We start from the raw sequence: 22,547 nt of genomic DNA on the forward strand, positions 1-22,547 counted from the left end.
CCGTGAACGACCCCTTGATCACGGCAATTCTGGACCTGGCCCGGCGCACACTCCACTCCCCCGGCCTGCAACCGGACGAGCCCTTCTCGGAGCACTGCGACGACCCCGCGCTGCTGGCCGAACTGGACACGGTGCTGCGGGCCGTCTTCGCGATCGGCCCGCCGTCCGTCGGCGAGCCGGGCGCGCAGAGCGCGGCGGCGGTGGCCGGACGGCTCGCACAGGGCCGGTCCGGCTCCGCCGCGCAGGAGCTGACAGCCGGGTCCGCGCCGCGCAGCGGCAACACCGCTCAGGCCTCGTTCGGCCAGAGCGGCATCTGGCTCATCGACCAGTACCTGCCGACCCCGCAGGCGTACAACGGGCCGTTCCTGGTGCGGCTGCCGTTCCGGCTCGACGGACAACGGCTGCGCCGGGCCGTCGCCGGGGTGCTGCGGCGCCAGGAAGTCCTGCGCACCACCTACGCGTTGCGTGACGCCCGGCTCCTGCAGGTCGTCTCCGACGAGGACACGGCCTTCCACTACGGCGTCGAGCACTACGCCGACGACAAGGAACTCGACGCGCTCGCCCAACGGATGGCGAACACCCGCCTCGACCTGGAGCACGGACCGGTGCTCGGCGTGACCTGCGCGCTCGGTCCGGGCGAGGAGAGCGCGATCGTCTGCAACATCCACCACATCGCCTCCGACGCCGCCTCGGCCGGGATCTTCCTGCGCGAACTCCTCGACGCCTACGACCGCATCGGGCGAAACCTTCCGGTGGAGGCCGTTCCGGGACGCCCGCAGTACGCCGACTTCGCACACTGGCACCGCACGCACCTCACCCCCGAACGCACCGCGCGCCTGCTCGACGAGTGGGCCGACCGGCTCGCCGGGGAGCTGCCGGTGCTCGCCCTGCCCTCGGACCGGCCGCGTCCCGCCACCCAGGAACACCGGGGCGGCACCGTCCCGTTGCACGTCCCGGCCGACGTGACGAGGAAGCTGGAGCGGCTCGCGGAGCGTGAGGGCGTCACGCTGTTCATGGCGCTGCTCGCGGTGTACGGCACGTTCCTCGCCAAACTGTCCCGTCAGGAGCGGGTCCTGGTCGGCTCGCCCGTGTCGCTGCGGGACGACCCGCAGACCAAGGACCTCGTCGGCTACTTCGTCAACATGGTCGTGCTGCGCCAGGACGTGGCGGGCGCCATGACCGTACGCGAGGTGCTGGGGCGGGCGCGCGAGGAGGTGACCGACGCGCTGCGGCTGAAGTGGGCCCCCTTCGACAAGGTCGTCGAACGGCTGCGGCCCGACCGCACCGGTGCCCACACGCCGGTCGTGCAGACGATGCTCGTCCTCACCGACCCCGGCTCCGCCCAGGTCACCCACGACGGGACTGCGCTGACCGTCCGGCGGGACATGGCGCACGGCGCCAAGTACGACCTGTCGGTGGTCTTCGCCAGGGAGGCGGACGGGCTGCACGCCGGCCTGGAGTACGACGCGCACCTCTTCGACGAGGAGACCGTGCGGACCATGGGCGAGCGGCTGGGCAGGCTGCTGTCCCGGTTCGCCGACGCCGCGCCGGACACCCCGGTGCGCGACCTCGGTCTGCTCGCCGCCGACGAGGAGCGGGAGGTGCTGGCCCACGACGACCGCGTGGCCGACTCCGCGCACCCGGTGCCGGTCGCCGAGCTGTTCGAGCGGCAGGCGGCGGCCACCCCGGACGCCGTGGCCGTCACCGACGGCGGCCGCTCGTGGACGTACCGCGAACTCGACGAGCGGGCCGGGCGGCTCGCGCGGGTCCTGCGCGAGGAGGGCGCGGCGGCGGGCCGCAGGGTCGCCCTCGCGCTGCCCCGTTCCCTCGACATGGTCGCGGGGCTGCTCGCGGTCGTGAAGTCGGGGGCGTCCTACGTACCGCTGGACCCGTCCCATCCGCCGGAGCGGGTGGCGTACGTCCTCAAGGACGCCGAGGCTCTCCTCGTCCTCACCGACAGCGCCACGGGATCACAACTGCCGCCCGGTACAAAGCTGTTGGAGACGGACCGCCAGGCGGACCGGATCGCCGCGGCCGACCCCGCGCCGCTGGGTGCGACCCGGACGCCCGACGACGAGATCTACCTGATCCACACCTCCGGGTCGACCGGCGCCCCCAAGGGCGTCGTCATCCGGGACCGCACGGTCGGCAATCTGGTCGCCGCCCAGCACCGGGTCTCCCCGTGCGGGGCGACGGGCACCACCCTGCAGTACATGACCCTCTCCTTCGACGTCTCGGTCATGGAGATCCTGGGAACGCTCTGCGTCGGCGGAACGCTCGCCCTGATCCCGGACGAACTCCAGAAGGACCTGCACCGGCTGGCCGCCTTCGTCGCCGCGCACGACGTCACCCGCCTGTACCTGCCCTACATCGCGCTCCAGCGGTTCGCGGCGCTCGCCGTCGCGGAGGACATCCGCTGCGAGGCGCTGCGCGAGGTGACCTCGGTGGGCGAGGCGCTGGTCGTCTCCCCGCAGATCCGGGAGTTCTTCACCCGCCACCCCCGGGCCCGGCTGCTCAACATGTACGGCCCGTCCGAGACCCACCTCGCCACCTGGCACGAGCTGTCGGGCGATCCCGCCGACTGGCCCGAGGCCCCGCCGATCGGGCGGGCCGTCGACGGGATGCGGCTGCGCGTCCTGGGCCCGGACCGCGAACTCCTGCCGCGCGGCGTCACGGGCGAGCTGCACATCGGCGGCCCGTACCTGTCGCCCGGCTACCGGGGCCGCCCCGAGGAGACGGCGCGCCGCTTCCTGCCCGACCCCTACGGCGCCGAGGGCGAACTGCTCTACCGCACGGGCGACCTCGTCCGGTACGACGCGCGCGGCGACCTGGAGTACCTGGGCCGCGCCGACGACCAGATCAAGATCCGCGGCTACCGCGTGGAGCCCAGCGAGGTGGAGGCCGCCCTCGACGCCCTCGACGGGGTGCGCGACTCGGCGGTGGTGGCGGTGGAGTTCGGCCCCGGCGACCGGCGGCTGGTGGCCGCCGTCACGGGCGAGGGCGGCGACGACGGCGTACGACTGCGCAACGCGCTGGCCGAGCGGCTGCCGGAGTACCTGGTGCCCGCGCACCTCGTGCGGCTGGACCGGCTGCCGACCACGCCGAGCGGGAAGATCGACCGGGCCGCTCTGGCCGGGCGGCTGGCCGACGAGGTGCGCGACGCGCACCGGGAGGAGGGCACCGGGGCGGACACGCCGCCGCGGACCGGGACGGAGCGCGCGATCGCCGAAGCGTGGTCGGACGTCCTGGGCGGTGGCTCCCCCGGCCGCGACGGCGACTTCTTCGCGCTGGGCGGCAACAGCATCATCGCCACCGAACTCGTCTACCGGCTGCGGAAGTTGTTCGACGTGGACATCCCGCTGCGCGCCCTGTTCGACAACCCCACGGTGGCCGGCATGGCCGCGCGGATCGAAGAGCGGCAGGCGGGCGGCACCGAGGCGTTCACGGAGCCGGCGGCGGACCTGCGCGCCGACGTGACCCTGGCGGACACCGTCCGGCCCGACGGGCGCGCAGCGGTCCCGCCGGGTGCCGCGAGGCGCTTCCTGCTGACCGGAGCCACCGGATTCCTCGGCAGCTGGCTGCTGCGCGAACTGGCGTCCGTTCCCGGGCACACCGTCACCTGCCTGGTGCGCGCAAACGACGCGGACGCCGCGCTGGCCCGGCTGCGCACCACGGCCGACCGGTACGGCATCGCCGGCCACATCGACTGGGACCGGGTGCGCGCCGTCCCCGGCGACCTCGGCCAGGACCGGATGGGGCTGTCCGAAGCGGACCACGCCGAACTGGCCGAGTCGGTCGAGGCGGTCCACCACGCGGCGGCGCACATCAACTTCGTCCTGCCGTACGCCTCGGTGAAGCCGGCCAACGTCGACGGGCTGCGCTCCGTGCTGGAGTTCGCCGCCACCGGCCGGCTCAAGCACGTGCACCACATGTCGACCGTCGCCGTGTTCGCCCCCGGCCGCGAGGGCGGGCCGATCGGCGAGGAGGCGGTGCCCGACACCTGTGAGGGGCTCGGCATCGGCTACACGCAGAGCAAGTGGGTCGCCGAGGGCATCGCCCGGCTGGCCCGGGACCGCGGGATGCCGGTGACCGTCTACCGCATCGGCCGGATCTCCGGCGACAGCACGACCGGCGCCTGCCAGGCCGACGACTTCCTGTGGCGGCAGATCAAGAGCTTCGTCGAACTCGGTTCGGCGCCGCCCGCCGAGGAGCTGACCACCGACCTGCTGCCGGTGGACTTCGTCGCCCGAGCCGTGCACGCCCTGTCCCGCGAGCCGTCCGCCGACGGCGCGACGTACCACCTGTTCCATCCGCAGGGCTCCGACTTCACGCCCGTGCACGCCGCCGTCCGCGACTGCGGCCACCGGCTCGACATCGTTCCGGCCGACCAGTGGCTGACCCGCCTGGAGGAGTCGGCCCGACGCCCCGGGGGCAACGCCCTCGCCGCGGCCGTACCGCTGTTCCGGGAAGGGGCGCTGGAACTCGGCGACAACACCTACGCCAACGTACACACGACCCGACTCCTGGACCGGCTCGGACTCCACTGGCCCGACATCGACCGCCGCTCCCTGGCCCGCATGATCCGCTGGTTCGAAGCGGCCGGTGAGCTGGACGCCGGTACCCCGCGCGAAGCGGCCGATGCACCGGACGCCGGTCCCCCGTACGAAGCGGCCGGTGAACCCGACGCCCGTCCCCCGTACGAAGCGGCCGGTGAGCCGGACCGCCGGACCGCCGGGCGGCCGAGCGCGTAGACCGGCCGGCCGGCGGCTCCCCCCACGCAGACATCCGCAGGCGTCCACCCCACGGGCCGCCTCCGAACGAAGGCCGACAGCCATGCCTCGACATCCCTTTCCGGGCACCGGACTTCCGCGCACCGGACTTCCGGGCACCGGGCACGACCCGTTGATCGCCTCGATGGTGGCCGGGCTCCCCGCCGGTCAGCAGCCGCGATGGCCCGACCCCTCCCTCCTGCCCCCGGTCCACGACCGGTTGGCCGGCGAGTCCCCCCTGGTGTCGTACGCCGGCGTCCGCGAGCTGCACGAGCTCCTCGCGCGGGCCGCCGAGGGCGACCTCTGCCTCCTCCAGGCCGGTGACTGCGTGGAGCTGACCACCGAGTGCGAACCCGCCGACGTCGCACGCAAGGTGGAGATGCTCGACGTCCTCGGCGACGTCATGCGCACCGGCTCCGGGCTGCCCGTGGTACGCGTCGGGCGGATCGCCGGGCAGTTCGCCAAGCCCCGCTCCGACGACTGGGAGAGCGTGCCCGGCGGGCGGCTCCCGGTGTTCCGCGGCCCGGTCGTCAACGCACCGGACGCCCGCGAGGAGGACCGCACCCCCGACCCGTCCCGCATCGTCACCGGGCTGGAGGCAGCCCGCCGCGCCGTCGACGCCCTCGACGCGCTCGGCCGCGGCGAGGGCGCGGCACCCCAGGACCGGGTGTGGACCAGCCACGAGGCCCTCCTGCTCGACTACGAACTCCCCCAGGTGCGGCGGCACGAGGACAACGGCAGCTATCTGGCGTCGACGCACTGGCCCTGGATCGGCGAGCGCACCCGGCAGACCGACTCCGCGCACGTGCGGCTGATGGCCGAACTCGACAACCCGGTCGCGTGCAAGATCGGGCCCGACGCCACGGTCGACGAGGTACTGGACCTGTGCGCGGTGCTCGACCCGCACCGCACCCCGGGCCGGCTGACCCTGATCGCCCGCTTCGGGGCGGGCCGGGTCGCCGAACTGGCCCCCCTGGTACGGGCGGTCCGGCAGGCCGGGCATCCGGTGCTGTGGATGTGCGACCCGATGCACGGCAACACCGTGAAGCGGCCCGACGGGCTCAAGACCCGCCGCCTGGACGCGATCATGTCGGAGATCCGGCAGTGCGTGGACGTCCTGGCCGAGAACGCGGCGCACTGCGCGGGCCTCCACCTGGAAGCCTCCCCCGACGACATCTCCGAGTGCGAGGGCGCGGGCCGCAGCCCGGAGCGCGGCCCGGGCTACCGCAGTCTGTGCGACCCGCGGCTGAGCCTCGTCCAAGCGGTCGCCGCCGCCGCACACTGGCGGCTTCCGGTGGGGGCCGTGGCATGACCACCTCCCTCACCCCCGCTCCGGCGCAGTCCCTCGACGCGCTGCTGCCACCTCCCGGCCGGCCCTTCGCCGTTCTGCACCGCCCCGGCTCCGACCGGGCGGCACCGGTGGAGATCCTCAGCGGCCCGGTGCGGCGCGCGAGCGACCTGGACGCCCTCGCACCGGACGCGGAAGACGGCCCGGACGGCACGGAGATCCTGGTCCTGGCCCCCTACCGGCAGATCCGGGAGCGCGGCTTCGCGCACCCCGACGACGGCGAGCCGCTGCTCGCCATGGAGGTGCGCGAGCACCGAAGCGTCCCGCTCGCACAGTTGCTGGCCCGCCTGCCTGACCGGTCGCCGCAGGTGCGGGAGACCCGCTTCGACATCGACGACGACGGCTACGCGGCGGCGGTCGACGGCATCGTCCACCGGGAGATCCACCGCGGCGAGGGCTCCAACTTCGTCCTGGCCCGCAGTCTGCACGGAAGGATCCCCGCCTTCGACCGCACCGCCGCCCTCGCCGTGCTGCGCGGGCTGATGACGGCCGAGACCGGCGCGTACTGGACGTTCCTGCTCTTCACCGGCGACCGGTACTTCATCGGCTCCACCCCCGAACAGCAGGTACGGGTGCGGGGCGAGCGGGTCGAGATGAACCCGATCAGCGGGACCTACCGGTACCCGCGGACCGGCGCGGACCTGCCCGGGCTGCTGCGCTTCCTGCGCGACCCCAAGGAGACCGACGAGCTGTACATGGTCGTCGACGAGGAACTCAAGATGATGACGGCCCTGTGCGAGGACGGCGTGCGGGTCGGCGGACCGTCCCTGAAGTGGATGTCGCGCCTCGCGCACACCGAGTACTACCTCTCCGGCCGCTCCGACCGCCCGCTCACCGAGATCCTGCGCACCACGATGCCGGCGCCGACCGTGACGGGCAGCCCGGTGGAGAACGCCTGCCGGGTGGTCGAGCGGTACGAGCCGCACGGCCGGGGCTACTACAGCGGGGTCATCGCCCTGCTCGGCCGCGCGGGCGGGCGGCGACGGATGGACGCGGCACTGATGCTGCGCACCGCGGACCTCGGGGCGGACGGCTCCGTGCGGCTGACGGCGGGCGCCAGTGTCGTACGGGAGTCGGTGCCGGCGAACGAGACGGCGGAGACCACCGCCAAGCTCTCCGGCCTGCTGGACGCCCTGTCCGGGCGGCGGTCGGCGAAGGCCCCCGTCCCGGCGCCCGCCGCCGGTCTGGCGGAGGCCGCGCCGGTGCGCGGCGCGCTGGCCGCCCGCAACGACGGGCTGGCGGCGTTCTGGCTGCACGGGAGCGCCGACGTGCCCGCCGCCCGGTCCGTCGCGGGCACCGAAGTCACCGTCGTCGACGCCGAGGACGGCTTCACCTCGATGCTCGCCTACCAACTGCGGGCGCTGGGCTGCGTGGTGCGGCTGGTGCCCTGGTCCCGGGCGGCGCGTGCGGGCGTCGCCGCAGCGCCGGGCGTGGTCCTGCTCGGTCCGGGGCCCGGCGACCCGCGGGACGAGGCGAATCCCCGCGTGCGCGCCCTGCGGGCCACGGCCGCCGAACGGCTTACGGCCGGTCTGCCGCTGGCGGCGGTCTGCCTGGGGCACCAGGCGGTGTGCACCCTGCTGGGGCTGCGGGTGACCCGGCTGCCCGACCCGGCGCAGGGCAGGCGGCTGCGGGTCCCGCTGTGGGGCAGGCAGCGCATGGCCGGTTTCTACAACAGCTACGTCGCGCGGGCCGACGAGGACCGGCTGCGCCCGCGGTGGGGCGGCGGCACCGTCCAGGTGCAGCGCTCGGGCGGCGAGGTGATCGCGCTGCGCGGGCCCGCCCTGGCGACGATCCAGTTCCACGCGGAGTCGTTCCTCACCCAGGACGGCCCCGGCATCCTGGCCGATCTGCTGACCGATGCCCTGGCACCGGCCGCGGCGCACCGGCCGGACGTCCACGACAGTCACGGGTCCGGTGCGTACGGCACCGGCCCCCGGGAGTCCAGGGGGACCCATGAGCATGCCTGAGCGAGGGGGCGTGGGCACCGCGCCACGCCCCGTCGACCCACGTGCCCTGCGCAGTTGCATGGGCCAGTTCGCGACCGGGGTCACGGTGATCACCTGCCGGCGCGGCGACCTCGTGCACGGCACGACGGTCAACGCCTTCACCTCGGTGTCGCTGGACCCGCCGCTGGCGCTGGTGGCACTGGACCGGCGCAGCCGGGCGGACGCGCTGCTGCGGGAGGACGGCGACTACGTCGTCAACATCCTCGACGCCTCGCAGCGCGACCTGGCGATGCACTTCGCCGGACGGCCCATGGCCGAGCCGGTGCCGTGGGTGGACGAGCAGAGTCCGCGCCCGCGGCTGGCGGGCACGGTGGCCCATCTGGTCTGCCGTCCCTGGCAGTTGCACGACGGCGGCGACCACACGCTGCACATCGGGAGCATCGAGAGGTTCGAGAGCCGCCCGGGGCGACCGCTGTTGTTCCACGGCGGCGCCTTCCCGGAGCTGGTGCCGGACGACTCGCCCGGCGCCTGGTCGCTGTGCCTGGACGGCATGGACCCGGTGGCGCACCTCCCGGTACACGACGAGCCCAACAGGGCGGACAGGACAGGGGACTGACGCACATGACGGACACGACGCACAGCACGGGCACCGCGGACACCCCGGACCCCGGCACCACCGGGGGCACCGGAGCGCGCCGCACGACACGCCCGATGACCGGCGACGAGTACCTGGAGAGCCTCCGCGACGGCCGGGAGATATGGGCGTACGGGGAGCGGGTCGACGACGTCACCAAGCATCCGGCGTTCCGCAACACCGCCCGGATGACGGCACGTCTGTACGACGCGCTGCACGACCCGGAGCACAAGGACACGCTGACCGCGCCGACGGACACCGGCAGCGACGGCTACACGCACAAGTTCTTCCGGGTGCCGCGCAGTGTGGAGGACATGGTCGGCGACCGGGACGCGATCGCCCGCTGGGCCCGGATGACGTACGGCTGGATGGGCCGCAGCCCGGACTACAAGGCGAGCTTCCTCGTCACGCTGGGCGCGAACCCGGAGTACTACGGGGACTTCGCGGACAACGCCCGGCGCTGGTACGCACAGGCGCAGGAGCGGGTGCTGTTCTGGAACCACGCGGTGATCAACCCGCCCGTGGACCGCAACCGGGCTCCGGACGAGGTCGACGACGTGTTCGTGCACGTCGAGAAGGAGTGCGACGACGGCCTGGTGGTCAGCGGGGCGAAGGTGGTCGCCACGGGGTCGGCGCTGACCCACTTCAACTTCGTCGCGCACTACGGACTGCCGGTGAAGAAGAAGGAGTTCGCGCTCGTCGCGACGCTGCCGATGGACGCGCCGGGGGTGAAGCTGATCTGCCGTCAGTCGTACGAGCTGGCCGCGAGCCGGATGGGCAGCCCGTTCGACTACCCGCTGTCGAGCCGCCTGGACGAGAACGACACCGTCTTCATCCTCGACAAGGTGAAGATCCCCTGGGAGAACGTCTTCATCTACGGCGACACCGCGAAGGCCGGCACCTTCCTGAACACGTCCGGATTCACGCACCGGCTCACCTTCCACGGGGTGACCCGGCTCGCGGTGAAGCTCGACTTCCTGGCCGGTCTGCTCCTCAAGGGGCTGGACGTGACCGGGACGAAGGATTTCCGGGGCATTCAGACCCGGGTGGGCGAAGTGCTCGCCTGGCGGAACATGTTCTGGGGCCTCAGTGACGCGATGGCGCGCAATCCGAACGGCTGGCACGGCGACGGTCTGCTGCCGAACCTGGATTACGGAATGGCGTACCGCTGGTTCATGACGATCGGATATCCGCGCGTCCGCGAGATCATTCTGCAGGACCTCAGCAGCGGCCTCATCTACTTGAATTCACACGCCAAGGACTTCAAGAACCCCGAACTGCGGCCGCATCTGGACCGGTACATGCGGGGGTCGAACGGATACGACTCGGTGGAGCGGGTCAAGCTGATGAAGCTGATCTGGGACTCGGTGGGCACGGAGTTCGCGGGCCGCCACGAGCTGTACGAGCGCAACTACTCGGGCAACCACGAGAACGTGCGCATCGAGCTCCTGATGGCGCAGACGGCGTCCGGCCTGGTCGACGACTACCGGGGTTTCGCCGAGGAGTGCATGGCGGAGTACGACCTGGACGGCTGGACCGCGCCGGACCTGATCGGGCCCGACCAGGCATGAGTGCCGGGGCGGCACGCCGACGGGGGCGACGGGCGGCGGACTGCCGCGCCGCCGCCCCCGCAGGGCCGGCCTCCCGCCGGGCGTCAGGGCAGGTCGGGCGTCTGGGACCGGGTGTCCGGGTCGGGCAGGATCACGGCCAGGGTGAAGCCGTCGTAGCCCTTGGCGCCCACGGTCTGAATGGTGGTGGCGCTCACTCGGGGCTCCGCGGCCACCTTCTCGTGGAAGCGCCGCATCCCGCGCACGCCGCCGTCCGGGTTGTCGGCGTCGACGACCGCGCCGCCGAGCACCACGTTGTCGACGACGATCACGCCGCCGGGCCGGGAGAGGGTCAGCGCCCAGTCGAAGTACTCCGGGGTGTCGGGCTTGTTGGCGTCGATGAAGACCAGGTCGAAGGGCTGGTCCGCACTCTTCGCGAGCTCGGGCAGGATGTCCTGCGCGCGACCCACCTTCTGCTCGACGCGGTCGGCGACCTTGGCCCGCTCCAGGTGGCCGGCGGCGGCCTCGGCGAACGAGCGCTCCCACTCGATGGTGACCAGCCGTCCGCCGGGCGGCAGGGCGCGGGCGAGCCAGATGGAGCTGTACCCGCCGAAGGTGCCTATCTCCAGAATGCGCTCGGCGCGCTGGACGAGCGCCAGCAGGTGCAGCAGCTTTCCCTGCGCGCGGGAGACCCCGATGTCGGGGAGGTCGAATCCGATGTGCGCCTGGGCGGCGGCGGCCAGCGCGGGGTCCTCGTCACCGAGAACCGCGTCGAAGTAGCCGTCCACCGCACTCCATTGATTTTGTGTCATGACTCCAGTGTTCCCCGTGGGGAAGAAATTCGGAACCCGGGTGGAAAAGATTCTGAAAAATCTACGGATTCACATCTTCCACTTATTTCCGTCGGTTAGCCGACGGGATTTCCGGGAAATCGCCTGCCTGACCGAGAAAAAGAAATGTCGCAATGAGAGGAGCGCAGTACCTTGCCGCGAACCGGGACCACGAAAGACCGGCCGACGGACGTCGATCTCGTACTCGTACCGGAACTGCACCACGTGGGCGTGCAGACGGCCGACCTCGACAACTGCCGTGCCTGGTACGAGGAGTTCTTCGGCTGCGAGACCAACTGGACGCTGGACACCTTCTGCGACCTGACGCTGAGCCGCCTGCCCGGCATCACCCGGCTGACCGAGGTGAAGGTGGCCGGTCTGCGCTTCCACCTCTTCGAGCGCACCGGGCACGACGACGCCGTCCCCGGTGCCAACACCCGCCAGTTCCAGCACATCTGCCTGGCCACCGGCTCCCCTGAGGAGCTGCGGGCCTGGCGCGAACGCTGGATCCGGCTGTACGAGTCCGGCCGCTTCACCTTCGCCGGCGACGAGCAGCCCACCGAGATCGTCGTCGACGAGGACGGCGTCGAGAGCTGCTACGTCCTGGACGTCAACGGCCTGGAGTTCGAGTTCACCTACACACCGCCAGGAGGAGACCGATGAGCACGCGTGTTCAACGCACCGTCACCGAACTGCCGGTGCCCGACGACTGGGACTTCGGGGACTTCCCGTACGGCCTGGAGCCGCTGACGCTGCCCGAGCCGCCGACGCCCGGCACCGAGACCGCCCTTTCCGAGGTGCGGCCCGCCGACCCCTGCCACCTGGACCTCGGTGGACCGTGCCCGCGGACGGGACCGGCCCTCGCCGCCGAGGAGATCTCCCACCAGCTGTTCTGGTTCCGCTGGATCACCGGCCACCAGGCGACCTTCGCCATCTGGCAGTTGACCGCGCACGCCCTGCACCAGGCCCGGTCCGCCTCCGATCCCGCGCCCTTCCTGCGCGCGATGACGGACCTCACCGACGCCTACACCGCGATGCTGCTGTACACCAGCTCCTGCCCCGCCGACGTCTACGGCAGCGTCATCCGGCCCAGCATGTACCTCCAGCACCGCAGCTTCAGCGGCACCTGGGCACCCGACTTCGTGCCCGTGCGCTCACTGCTGCGGGGCAAGAAGACCGAGTGGGAGGGAACGCCGGAGGCCGAGCGGCTGAAGAAGGCGGTGCGGACGTACCACAGCGTGCACGCGGGGGTGGCGGCCAAGCTGGTGCCGGGCGGCCGCTCGCTGCTCCAGGAGTCGGCCACGGAGGTCACGCCGACCCGCCCCGAGACCCAGGCGCTCCTCTACGACCACTACTTCCTGACCCTGCGGGCACCGGTCGACGCCACAGAGCTGGTCGACCAGTTGCGCTCCCGGCTGCGCGCGATCACGCAGGACGCGGCGACCAACGGGCTCTATCCGGGCCTCACTCCACAGGAGGACGCCGCCTTCCCCGAGGAACTGCGCGGCGATGACGTACGGCTGGTCTACGAGGAGGGCTTCGCCACCGTCCTCGGCCGGATCGACGCCGCCGCCGCGCAGCTCAGGCCGAAGGTGCTGCACCACAGCGCGCCCTGACCGGACGGCGTCGGACACGACCTGGGGACAAGCACGACACAAGGACGAGCACGACACGACGAAGGAGCGAAGGAGGTACGTGTGCGGCACGGAGTGGTGATCCTGCCCGAGCGGCGCTGGCCGCAGGCGCGCGAGCAGTGGATGCTGGCCGAGCGCCTGGGCTTCGACCACGCCTGGACGTACGACCAGTTGATGTGGCGGTGGCTGCGGGACGAGCCCTGGTTCGCCGGCGTCCCCACCCTGGCCGCCGCGGCGGCCGTCACCTCGCGGATCACGCTGGGCACGATGGTCGCCACGCCCACCTACCGCCACCCGGTGACGCTGGCCAAGGAGGTGATGTCGCTGGAGGACATCGCCCGGGGCCGCTTCGTCTGCGGGCTGGGCGCGGGGGCGGGCGGCCTGGACGACAGGGTGGTGGACCCCACCGAACGGACCCCGCGTCAACGCGCCGACCGTTTCGCGGAGTTCGTGGAGGCGCTGGACCGGCTGCTGACCCGGCGGAACACCTCGTTCGCGGGTGAGCACTACGCCTTCGAGGACGTGCCGGTGAACCCCGGGTGCCTCACGCGGCCCCGGGTGCCGTTCGCCGTCGCCGCGACCGGCCCGCGCGGGATGCGGCTCGCGGCCCGGCGGGCGGACACCTGGGTCACCGCCGGTCCCCCGGGCCGCTTCGACGCCCTGCCGTACGAGAAGACGCTGCCGGACATCGCCCGGCAACTGGACCGGCTGGACGCGGCGTGCGAGGCGACCGGCCGGGACCCGGCCACGCTGAACCGGCTGCTGCTGACCGGCGCCCTGGTCGGCGGGGTGCTCGACTCCGTCGAGTCCTACCGGGACGCGGTGGGCCGCTTCGGCGAACTGGGCATCACCGACCTGGTGGTGCACTGGCCGCGCGCGTCCTTCCCCTACCAGGGGGACCCGCGGGTGCTGGAGGCCGTGGCGGAGGAAGTGCTCCACCTCGGACGCCAGACGGCGGCACGCACACCACCCCTGACACCCCCGCCCGGCGGGGACCCCCACGACGAAGGAGAGGAACGTTGATCGCGTACGAGATCGTCGACATGTTCACGGACACCCCGTACGGCGGCTGTGCGCTCGGGGTGGTGCTGGACGCCGCGGGGCTCTCGACGGCGGACATGCTCGCCGTCGCCCGGGAGACCGCCCTGACCGAGACGGCCTTCGTGGTGCCGCCCGGCCTGCCGGGATCGACGTACGGGGTACGGGTGATGACCCCGGCCGGAGAGTCGCCGTTCGGCGGCCACAGTGCGGTGGGCACCGCGAGCGCGCTGGTGCGCGCCGGGCGGCTGGCGGCCGGGGAGGCGGTGCAGGAGTGCGGCGGGCGGCAGCTCACCGTGGTCGCGGGGGCCGACGGCTCCACCGTCCGCGTCGCGGGCGAGCCGCTCGCGCTGCCGCAGTGGGACCCGGGCCCCTTGCTGGCGGCGTGCGGCCTGACGGACGCCGACCTGACGGGCGCCCCGCAACTGGCCGGCTTCGGACCGGCGTTCCACGTCCTGCCGGTGGACGCACAGGCCCTCGCGCGCGCCTCGGCCGACCTGAGCGACCCGGTCTGGGCGGACTGCGCGGACGCGGTGCTCGTCGCCTGGGACGCCGCGAACAGCACGGCCCGCGTCCGGGTGTTCGCCCCCGGATACGGCATGCCCGAGGACCCCGCCTGCGCCTCCGCCGCACTGGGACTGGGCGTCTGGCTCGCCCGGGAGAAGGCGCTGTCCAGCACCGAAGGCCGCCACAGCTACGAAGTCCGTCAGGGCGAGGACCTGGGCCGCCCCGCCACCCTCTCGTGCACCGTCGACCTCGTCGAGGGCCATGCCCGCGCCGCCACGGTGCACGGCAGGGTCACCGCCACCGCGTCGGGCCGGATGGCACACCCCGGACGGCCCTGAGGCGTCGGGCCCGCACGCGGTACGCCCGTACGACCGAACCGTACGAGTGCGTCCGAGCCGTACGCGTGCGACCGAGCCGTACGAATACGTCCGAGCCGTACGAGTACGACCCAACCGTACGACCAGAAAGGGAACTCCCCGGTGCTCTTCCGACCCGAACTGCACGGCACCCGCGGTGCCGTGGCCTCCACCCACTGGCTGGCCTCCACGGCGGGCATGTCCATGCTGAACCGAGGCGGCAACGCCTTCGACGCCGCGACCGCCGCCGCCTTCGTCATCCAGGTGGTCGAGCCGCATCTCAACGGGCCGGGCGGCGACGTGCCGATCCTCGCCCACCGGGCCGGCAGCGGCTCGGTCGACGTCGTCTGCGGGCAGGGTCCGATGCCCGCGGCGGCGACCGTGGAGGCCTTCACCGGACGCGGCCTGGCCGTCGTTCCGGGTTCCGGGCTGTTGCCGGCCGTCGTCCCCGGCGCCGTGGGCGCCTGGCTCCGCCTGCTGAAGGAGTACGGAACGCTGCCGCTGGAAGACGTACTGGAACCGGCGATCGGCTACGCGGAGAACGGCTATCCGGTGCTGCCCAAGTGCGCCGCCATGATCGGCGCGCTCGCGGAGCTGTTCCGCGACACCTGGACGGAGTCGGGCCGCACCTATCTGCGGGGCGGGGTCGCCCCGCGTGCCGGGGAGCGGGTCACCAACCCGGTGCTGGCGCGCACCTACCGGCGGCTGGTCGCCGAGGCGAAGGCGGCCACAGGGGGCCGGGAGAGTCGGATCGACGCGGCGACGGACGCCTTCTACACCGGCTTCGTCGCGGAGGCGATCGACACCTATCTCGCCAAGGCCGAGGAGCTGGACTCCACCGGCCGCCGCAACAGCGGCCTGCTCACCGGCGCGGACCTCGCGGCGTGGCGCCCGCACGTGGAGCGTCCTCTCACCCTGGACCACCGGTCCTTCACCGTGCACAAGGCGGGGCCCTGGTCGCAGGGCCCGGTCTTCCTCCAGCAACTCGCCCTGCTGGCGGACACGGATCTCGCCGCGACGGATCCGCACAGCGCGGAGTACGTCCACACGGTGGTCGAGGCCGCCAAACTCGCCTTCGCCGACCGCGAGGCCTGGTACGGCGACCCGGACCACGCGGATGTCCCCGTCGATGCCCTGCTGGACCCGGCGTACACCGCAGCGCGCCGGGCGCTGCTCGGTGCGCGGGCCTCGCACGAACTGCGGCCGGGGCGGCCCGGCGGGCGCGAGCCGCTGCTGCCGCCGCTGCACGACGAGAGCGTCGCGCCCGCGGAACCGGCCTGGCTGGGCGAGCTGGAGCAGGGCATCCCGGCGATCATGAAGCTGACCGCGGCGACCGGCGACACGTGCTGCGTCAGCGTCACCGACGCGGCGGGCAACATGGTGGTGGCCACCCCCAGCGGCGGCTGGCTGAAGAGTTCCCCGGTGGTGCCGGGCCTCGGCTTCCCGCTGGGCACCCGGGGGCAGATGGCGACCCTCACCCCCGGTCACCCGAACACGGTGGCGCCGGGCAAGCGCCCGCGGACCACGCTCAGCCCGACCCTGGTCCTGCGGGACGGCAGGCCGCACCTGGCGTTCGGCACGCCCGGCGGCGACCAGCAGGACCAGTGGACGCTGAGCTTCTTCCTGCACCACACGGAGCACGGGATGGGCCCCCAGGCGGCCATCGAGGCCCGCACCTTCCACACCGACCACGTGCCCACGTCCTTCGCGCCGCGCCGGTTCCGCCCGGGGACGGTGGTCCTGGAGGGCGGGTGGCCCGCGGCGGAGGTCGAGGCGCTGCGGCGGCGGGGGCACCAGGTGGACCTGGTGGCCGACTACTCGCTCAGCAAGGTGTGCGCCACCGGACTGACCGGCGACGGGCTGGTGCTCGGCGCGGCCAGTCCGCGCGGCGCGCAGGCCTACGCGGTCACGGGATAGCACAGCCGGTCCGCGCGGCGCGCAGGCTTGCGCGGTCACGGGGTAGCAGAGGAGGACATGGAATGGTTTCCCGAGGGAAACCACCCGTCCTGTGCGGAAGGTGCTGACATGGCTGATCACCGGAAGAACCACGACGAGGACTACATCGTGCTGGGCGAGGCCCGGCAGAACAATCTCAAGGGCATCGACCTGCGCATCCCCAAAGGCAAGCTGACGGTCTTCACCGGGGTCTCCGGGTCGGGGAAGTCCTCGGTGGTCTTCGACACGCTGGCGATCGAGTCGCAGCGGCAACTCAACGAGACCCTGCCGGCCTTCGTCCGCAACCGGATGCCGAAGTACGAACGGCCGAACGCGGGGGTGATGGAGAACCTCTCCACGGCGATCGTCGTCGACCAGCGGCCGGTCGGCGGCAACGCCCGTTCCACGGTCGGCACGATGACCGAGATCCTTCCCGCGCTGCGGGTGCTGTTCTCCCGGGCGGGCACGCCCAGCGCGGGCCCCTCCCACATGTACTCGCCCAATGATCCGCGCGGCATGTGCCAGGAGTGCCAGGGCCTCGGCACGACGGTCCGCCTGGAACTGGACAAGCTGCTCGACGAGGACAAGAGCCTCAACGAGGGTGCCATCCGCTTCCCGTCGTTCGCGGTCGGCACCTTCCAGTGGCAGCTCTACGGCGAGTCCGGGCTCTTCGACCCCGACAAGCCGGTGCGCGAATTCTCCGCGAAGGACCGCGAGCTGCTGCTGCACGGGAAGGGGTTCACGGTCGACCGGGCGGGCCGCAACGGCGTCTACAAGAACGAGTACGAGGGCATCGTCGAGCGGTTCACCCGCCGGTACATCACCCCCGGCCTCGACAACGCGAAGAGCAAGGAGCGCGCGGAGATCGAGCGGGTGGTGACCCAGGGCCCCTGCGAGGTCTGCCACGGCGGACGGCTGAACGAGGCCGCTCTCGCCTCGCGCATCGACGGCGACAACATCGCGGACTTCTCCGCCATGGAGATCACCGACCTGATCGAGCGGCTCGCCCGGATCGACGCGCCCTCGGTCAAGCCGGCCGTGACGGCCGCGCGGGCCGCGCTGGAGCGCGTGCAGTCGGTCGGGCTCGGCTATCTGAGCCTGGGCAGGCAGACCAGGACGCTGTCCGGCGGCGAGGCGCAGCGGCTGAAGATGGTGCGCCACCTGGGCAGCAGCCTGACCGGTCTGACGTACATCTTCGACGAGCCCAGCGTCGGGCTGCACCCGCGGGACGTCCAGCGGTTGAACGACATCCTGCTCGCCCTGCGCGACAAGGGGAACACCGTGCTGGTCGTGGAGCACGACCGGGACGTCATCGCGATCGCCGACCACGTCGTCGACATGGGTCCGGGGGCCGGACACGACGGCGGCGAGGTGACGTTCGAGGGCACCCCGGCGGGGCTGCGCCGCTCCGGCACGGTCACCGGGAAACAGCTCCGGAGCGTCACCGGGCTCAAGGACCCGGTCCGCTCCCGCACCGGTGAGCTGACCGTCCGGGCTGCCAGTCTGCACAACCTGCGGGACGTCACCGTCGCCTTCCCCACCGGGGTGCTCACCGCCGTGACCGGTGTGGCCGGTTCCGGCAAGAGCACTCTCGTCTCGAAGGTGTTCCTCGCGCAGCACCCCGAGGCGGTGGTGATCGACCAGTCGTCGGTGGGCATCTCCTCGCGCTCCAACCCGGCGACGTACACCGACATCATGGACAGCCTGCGCCAGCGGTTCGCGCGTGCCTCGGGCGAGAAGCCCGGGCTGTTCAGCTTCAACTCCGAGGGCGCCTGTCCGGAGTGCGGCGGCAAGGGCGTCATCGAGACCGACCTCGCGTTCATGGACCCGGTGACCACGGTGTGCGAGCGCTGCGAGGGGCGCCGGTTCAACGACGAGGCGCTGCGCCACACCGTGCGGGGCCGGACCGTCGTCGACGTCCTGGCCATGACCGCCGAGGAGGCGTCGGACTTCTTCGATGACGCACCCGTACGCCGCAAGCTGGGCCTCCTCACGGAGGTCGGGCTCGGCTACCTCACCCTGGGCCAGCCGCTGTCCACGCTCTCCGGCGGCGAGCGGCAGCGGCTGAAGCTGGCGCACCGTCTGAAGGAGACCGGCACGGTCTACGTCTTCGACGAGCCGACCACGGGGCTGCACATGAGCGACACGCGCAGGCTGCTGGGCCTGTTCGACCGGCTCGTGGACGGCGGCAACACGGTGCTGGTGATCGAGCACGACCTGGACGTCGTCAAGCACGCCGACTGGGTGGTGGACCTCGGCCCGGAGGCGGGCAGCCAGGGCGGCCGGGTGGTGTTCGAGGGCACGCCCGCCGAACTGGCCGCCGCGAAGGACTCGCACACCGGCCGCAGCCTCGCGGCCGATCTGCGGGCCGCCCGCGGACACACGTCGTCCTGAGGCGTCGTACAAAGGGTCGTACAAAGGAAGGAGTGGAAGATGCCCCTCATCCGCGTCACCCTGCTGGAGGGCCGGTCCCCGCAGGAGGTGGCCGCGCTCGGCGCGGCGCTCACGGCCGCCGCGCACGAGACGCTCGGCACACCGGCGGAGGCCGTCCGGGTGATCGTGGAGGAAACGCCGCCGGACCGCTGGTTCGTGGGCGGCCGGTCCATGGCCGAACGGCGCTCCACCTCCTCGTGACACTTCCCGCAGTCGCCGGGGCGGGGACGGGAGCGACGGCTCAGCGCACGGCGCTCCCGCGCGCGCTGCGGTCGGCGCGTGCGAAGCGCTCCCGGACCCGCTCGACGCGCTCCGGGGGCCAGGAGGCCAGGTCGTCGCGGGTGAGCCGGCCGCTGCGGGTGATCAGGTGGGCGTTGAACGCCTCCGGTTCGAGGTCCGCGTAACTCTCCAGTTCCTCGAACCACTCCTGGCTGGTGCGCGCGGTGCGCTGCATGGCCTCGACCTCCGGCAGGCGCTGGGCCTGGTAGGCGGCGAGCGCCTCGGGGACCGAGCCGTGGTCGTCCAGCGCCAGGGCGAGCGCGAGGGCGTCCTCCATGGCGAGCCGGGTGCCCGAGCCCACGGAGAAGTGAGTGGTGTGCGCGCTGTCGCCGAGCAGGGCGATCCGCCCGTGGCTCCACTGCCGGTTGCGGACGGACACGAAGCGGTCCCAGCGCGACCGGTTGGTGCGCAGGGCGTGCCCGTCCAGGACGTCGGCGAAGAGGTCGGCGAGCCGGTCCGTGTCGCTTCGCCCGGAGGCGTCCGGCACGGTGATGTCGCCTTCGGTGAACCCGGCGGCCTCCCACACCCGGTCGTCGACCTCGGCGATGAAGGTGCTGAGGCCGGGCGCGTAGGGGTAGGCGTGGGCGTGCAGCGTGCCGTGCTCCGTCTCGGCGACGGCGAAGGTCAGGGCGGTGAAGGGCCGCTCGGTGCCGAGCCACAGATAGCGGGAGCCGCGTCGGGTGGTCTCGGTGCCGAACTGCGCCCGACGGGCCTCGCGGGTAGCGGAGTTGACGCCGTCGGCCGCCACCACCAGGTCGTACGTCCGGGCGAGCACGTCCGCCTCGGGGGCGCGGGTGCCGTGGCGGACGGTGACGCCGAGGTCGGCGCACCGCTCGCGCAGCATGGCCAGCAGGGCGCGGCGGCCGATGGCCGAGAAGCGGTAGCCACCGTTGCGCGAGGTGCGGCCCCGGTGGTGGACGTCGATCCGCGACCAGTGGGCGCACTCGGCGTCGAGCGCGGCGAACAGCGCGGGGTCGGCCGCCTCGATGCCGCCGAGCGCCCCCTCCGAGAAGACGACGCCGAAGCCGAAGGTCTCGTCGGGGGCGTTCACCTCCCAGACGTCGATCTCGCTGCGCGGCTGCAGCCTTTTGACGAGCGCGGCCGTGTAGAGGCCGCCGGGTCCGGCTCCGCTGATCGCGATTCGCATGACACCTCTCGGGTACTCGGTCGGGCGGCGGGACGTGCGCGCCGGGGGCGTCAAGTGCCCCCGTTGACGGGCTACTTGTTGCCCGTCGGGCCGACATCATGAGCCGCACGAGGACCCGTTGCCCCAATCTGGCCGCCACGCGGCCGACCGGAAGGGAGCGTGGATCGATGAGGCCGACGACGGACGCGTCCGTGCTGGAGCGGCTGTACGGCTGTGACGTGCCGCCTTTCGCCCTGCTGCACCGGCAGCGTCCCGGCCTGCGCGAACGGGCCACGGTGGAGCTGTTGATCGGGGAGACGGAAACCGTCGCATCCCTCAACGAGGCGAACGCGTCACCCGGTGCTGGGCCGGGTCCGGGCCTGCTGGCCCTGCTGCCCTTCCGGCACCTGTCGGAACACGGCCTGCCGTGCCACGACGACGGCACGCCGGTACGGGTGCTGCGGGTGCGCGAGCACCACGTCCTGCCCGAGGAGACGTTCACCGACCGGGCCCCCCTCGGAGCACCGCCGGTGGAGTGGCGGGACGCGGGGTTCACCACGAGCGACGCCCAGTACGAGGAGCTGGTGCGCAGGTTCGTCGACTCGGACGCCGCCCGGGGCGGCCTGAACGTCCTGCTGCGCCGGGACTGGTCCGCGCGACTGCCGGGATTCCGCCCCGCGGTGGCCGTGGAGTTGTTCCGCCGGCTGCTGGCCGCCGAGTCGGGCGCGTACTGGTCCTTCGTCGTGCACACCGGGGGGCCGCGGCCGGTCACCCTGGTGGGCGCGACCCCGCAGGGGCATGTGGGAGTCGAGGGCGGCCGGGTGGTGATGAATCCGCTGTGCGGTACGTACCGGCGCCCACCGGAAGGGACCCGCGCCGAGGACCTGCTCGCCTTCCTCGCCGACCGCAAGGAGGCGGAGGAACTGGCGACCACGGTGGACGCCGAGCTGGCGGCGCTGTGCGCACTGGCCGGCCCCGGGGTGCGGGTGGAGGGGCCGTTCCTGCGCCCGATGGCGCATCTGCTGCACACGCAGTGCCGGATCAGTGGACCCGTGACGGCCCGAGCGCGCGAGACCCTCGCGCGGACCCTGTTCGCCTCGACGGTGGTGGGCAGCCCGTTCGCGCAGGCGTGCGAGGCCATTCACGGGTACGAAGAGACCGGCCGCGGCTACTACGGGGGTCTCCTCGCCCTGATCGGGCGCGACGCCACGGGCGCGGAGGAGCTGGACACGGCGGCGGTGATCCGGACCCTGGTCGTGGACCACCGGGGCGAGGCCCGCCTGTCGGTGGGGGCGACCGTGGGCGGTCAGTCGTCACCGGAGTCCGAGGCGGCCGAGACGCGGACCAAGGCACAGGCCGTGCTGACCGCCCTCACGGGGCGACCGCCGACCGCCGAGCGGGCGGGCACGCCGAGTGCCGAGCGGGCGCGCACACCGGCCGCCCCCGTCGCGCCGGTCCCCGACCGGGACCCTGCCCTCGACAGCGCCGTACGGGAGGCACTGGACCGGCGGCACGCGGCGCTGTCGTCGTTCTGGACGGAGGGCACCGATGCGCCGTCCGCGGGCGGCCCGGCCGTGCTGGTGCTCGACGCGGGCGGCGACGCGCACACCGAACTGGCCGCCCTGCTGCACCTGGTGAACGCCGTGCACGGGCCCGCCGAGGTGATCCGCCACGACGACCGCGGCGCGGCCGACACCCTGGTCCGGCATCCGGGGCCCGTGCTGCTGGCCTCCGGTCCCGGCCGACCCGACGACCGTGGCTGCGCGCGCATGACGGCGCTGCGCCGGACAGCCGCTCTCCTGGTCCGGGACCGGCCGCCCGGCGGGCCGCCGGTGGTCGGGGTGGGCCTCGGTTTCCAGTTGCTGGCGCTGGCCGCCCTGCCGGATGCCCGGGTGGTGACCCGGTCCGGCGGTACCGGGCTGGCGCGGGAGGTGACGTTCTTGGGCCGGCCGGTCACCGCCGCCTTCCGCAACGCCTGCACGATCGTCCGCGGCCCGCAGGGACGCGAGGTGATCGCTCTGCACGAACGGGCCGTACGGGGTGTGCAGTTCCGCCCGGAGTCGGTGCTGACCACCGACGGGGCCGGGGTGCTGCGCCGCCTGCTCGGCTGAGCACCGACGGGGCCGGGGGCCGCGCAGCCTGCTCGGCCGACTCCCCCGGCCCCG

At 72.9% G+C, this 22,547-nt stretch carries 15 protein-coding genes; 13 read left to right on the top strand and 2 right to left on the bottom strand.

Annotated features, from left to right (window positions below; translation table 11 throughout):
- Positions 1 to 2: 2 nt before the first annotated feature.
- The 5 genes from IE269_RS30560 to IE269_RS30580 all read left to right on the top strand — a co-directional run bounded on the left by IE269_RS30560 (position 3) and on the right by IE269_RS30580 (position 10,268).
- Entirely contained in the window at positions 3 to 4,751 is a 4,749-nt protein-coding gene (locus IE269_RS30560; RefSeq protein ID WP_189826463.1) for a non-ribosomal peptide synthetase, read from the top strand.
- Positions 4,752 to 4,833: 82 nt separating this feature from the next.
- Positions 4,834 to 6,081 (top strand): 3-deoxy-7-phosphoheptulonate synthase, encoded by a 1,248-nt coding sequence (locus tag IE269_RS30565; protein WP_189826464.1) that lies wholly within the window; start codon positions 4,834 to 4,836, stop codon positions 6,079 to 6,081.
- A complete protein-coding gene (locus IE269_RS30570) occupies positions 6,078 to 8,084 on the top strand; it encodes a chorismate-binding protein (protein WP_189826465.1) in 2,007 nt (668 codons plus the stop codon). The genes IE269_RS30565 and IE269_RS30570 overlap by 4 nt, the downstream gene beginning before the upstream one ends.
- Complete coding sequence (locus IE269_RS30575; protein ID WP_229898495.1) at positions 8,077 to 8,679, top strand: flavin reductase family protein; 603 nt, start codon at positions 8,077 to 8,079, stop codon at positions 8,677 to 8,679. Before IE269_RS30570 ends, IE269_RS30575 begins: the two co-directional genes overlap by 8 nt.
- A gap of 95 nt (positions 8,680 to 8,774) precedes the next feature.
- Positions 8,775 to 10,268: a 4-hydroxyphenylacetate 3-hydroxylase family protein gene (locus IE269_RS30580; RefSeq protein WP_229898507.1), complete on the top strand. Its 1,494-nt coding sequence runs from the start codon at positions 8,775 to 8,777 to the stop codon at positions 10,266 to 10,268.
- 83 nt (positions 10,269 to 10,351) lie between these two features.
- On the opposite strand, the gene IE269_RS30585 is transcribed toward IE269_RS30580, so the two are convergent.
- A complete protein-coding gene (locus tag IE269_RS30585) occupies positions 10,352 to 11,056 on the bottom strand; it encodes an O-methyltransferase (protein ID WP_189826468.1) in 705 nt (234 codons plus the stop codon).
- 171 nt (positions 11,057 to 11,227) lie between these two features.
- Between IE269_RS30585 and IE269_RS30590 the strand changes: the two genes are divergently transcribed.
- The 7 genes from IE269_RS30590 (at position 11,228) to IE269_RS30620 (ending at position 19,178) form a co-directional block, all read left to right on the top strand.
- Positions 11,228 to 11,737 (top strand): VOC family protein, encoded by a 510-nt coding sequence (locus IE269_RS30590; RefSeq protein ID WP_229898494.1) that lies wholly within the window; start codon positions 11,228 to 11,230, stop codon positions 11,735 to 11,737.
- Positions 11,734 to 12,690 (top strand): hypothetical protein, encoded by a 957-nt coding sequence (locus IE269_RS30595; RefSeq protein ID WP_189826469.1) that lies wholly within the window; start codon positions 11,734 to 11,736, stop codon positions 12,688 to 12,690. Before IE269_RS30590 ends, IE269_RS30595 begins: the two co-directional genes overlap by 4 nt.
- A gap of 81 nt (positions 12,691 to 12,771) precedes the next feature.
- Entirely contained in the window at positions 12,772 to 13,731 is a 960-nt protein-coding gene (locus tag IE269_RS30600; RefSeq protein ID WP_189826470.1) for an LLM class flavin-dependent oxidoreductase, read from the top strand.
- Positions 13,728 to 14,591, top strand: a complete 864-nt coding sequence (locus tag IE269_RS30605; RefSeq protein WP_189826471.1) for a PhzF family phenazine biosynthesis protein — start codon at positions 13,728 to 13,730, stop codon at positions 14,589 to 14,591. The genes IE269_RS30600 and IE269_RS30605 overlap by 4 nt, the downstream gene beginning before the upstream one ends.
- A 141-nt stretch (positions 14,592 to 14,732) precedes the next feature.
- Entirely contained in the window at positions 14,733 to 16,526 is a 1,794-nt protein-coding gene (locus IE269_RS30610; protein WP_189826472.1) for a gamma-glutamyltransferase family protein, read from the top strand.
- Positions 16,527 to 16,634: 108 nt separating this feature from the next.
- Positions 16,635 to 18,938 carry an ATP-binding cassette domain-containing protein gene (locus tag IE269_RS30615; RefSeq protein ID WP_189826473.1) on the top strand — a complete coding sequence of 768 codons (2,304 nt, stop codon included), beginning with the start codon at positions 16,635 to 16,637 and terminating at the stop codon, positions 18,936 to 18,938.
- A gap of 39 nt (positions 18,939 to 18,977) precedes the next feature.
- Positions 18,978 to 19,178 (top strand): tautomerase family protein, encoded by a 201-nt coding sequence (locus tag IE269_RS30620; protein ID WP_189826474.1) that lies wholly within the window; start codon positions 18,978 to 18,980, stop codon positions 19,176 to 19,178.
- 40 nt (positions 19,179 to 19,218) lie between these two features.
- On the opposite strand, the gene IE269_RS30625 is transcribed toward IE269_RS30620, so the two are convergent.
- The gene (locus IE269_RS30625; RefSeq protein ID WP_189826475.1) at positions 19,219 to 20,403 is read right to left on the bottom strand and encodes an FAD-dependent monooxygenase; all 1,185 of its coding nucleotides are present in this window, start codon (positions 20,401 to 20,403) and stop codon (positions 19,219 to 19,221) included.
- A 167-nt stretch (positions 20,404 to 20,570) separates the two neighbouring features.
- Here IE269_RS30625 and IE269_RS30630 point away from each other — a divergent pair, with 167 nt between their 5' ends.
- Complete coding sequence (locus tag IE269_RS30630; protein WP_189826476.1) at positions 20,571 to 22,493, top strand: chorismate-binding protein; 1,923 nt, start codon at positions 20,571 to 20,573, stop codon at positions 22,491 to 22,493.
- Positions 22,494 to 22,547 lie beyond the last annotated feature (54 nt).

It is taken from the genome of Streptomyces spiroverticillatus (assembly GCA_014650415.1).
Taxonomy (GTDB): domain Bacteria; phylum Actinomycetota; class Actinomycetes; order Streptomycetales; family Streptomycetaceae; genus Streptomyces; species Streptomyces spiroverticillatus.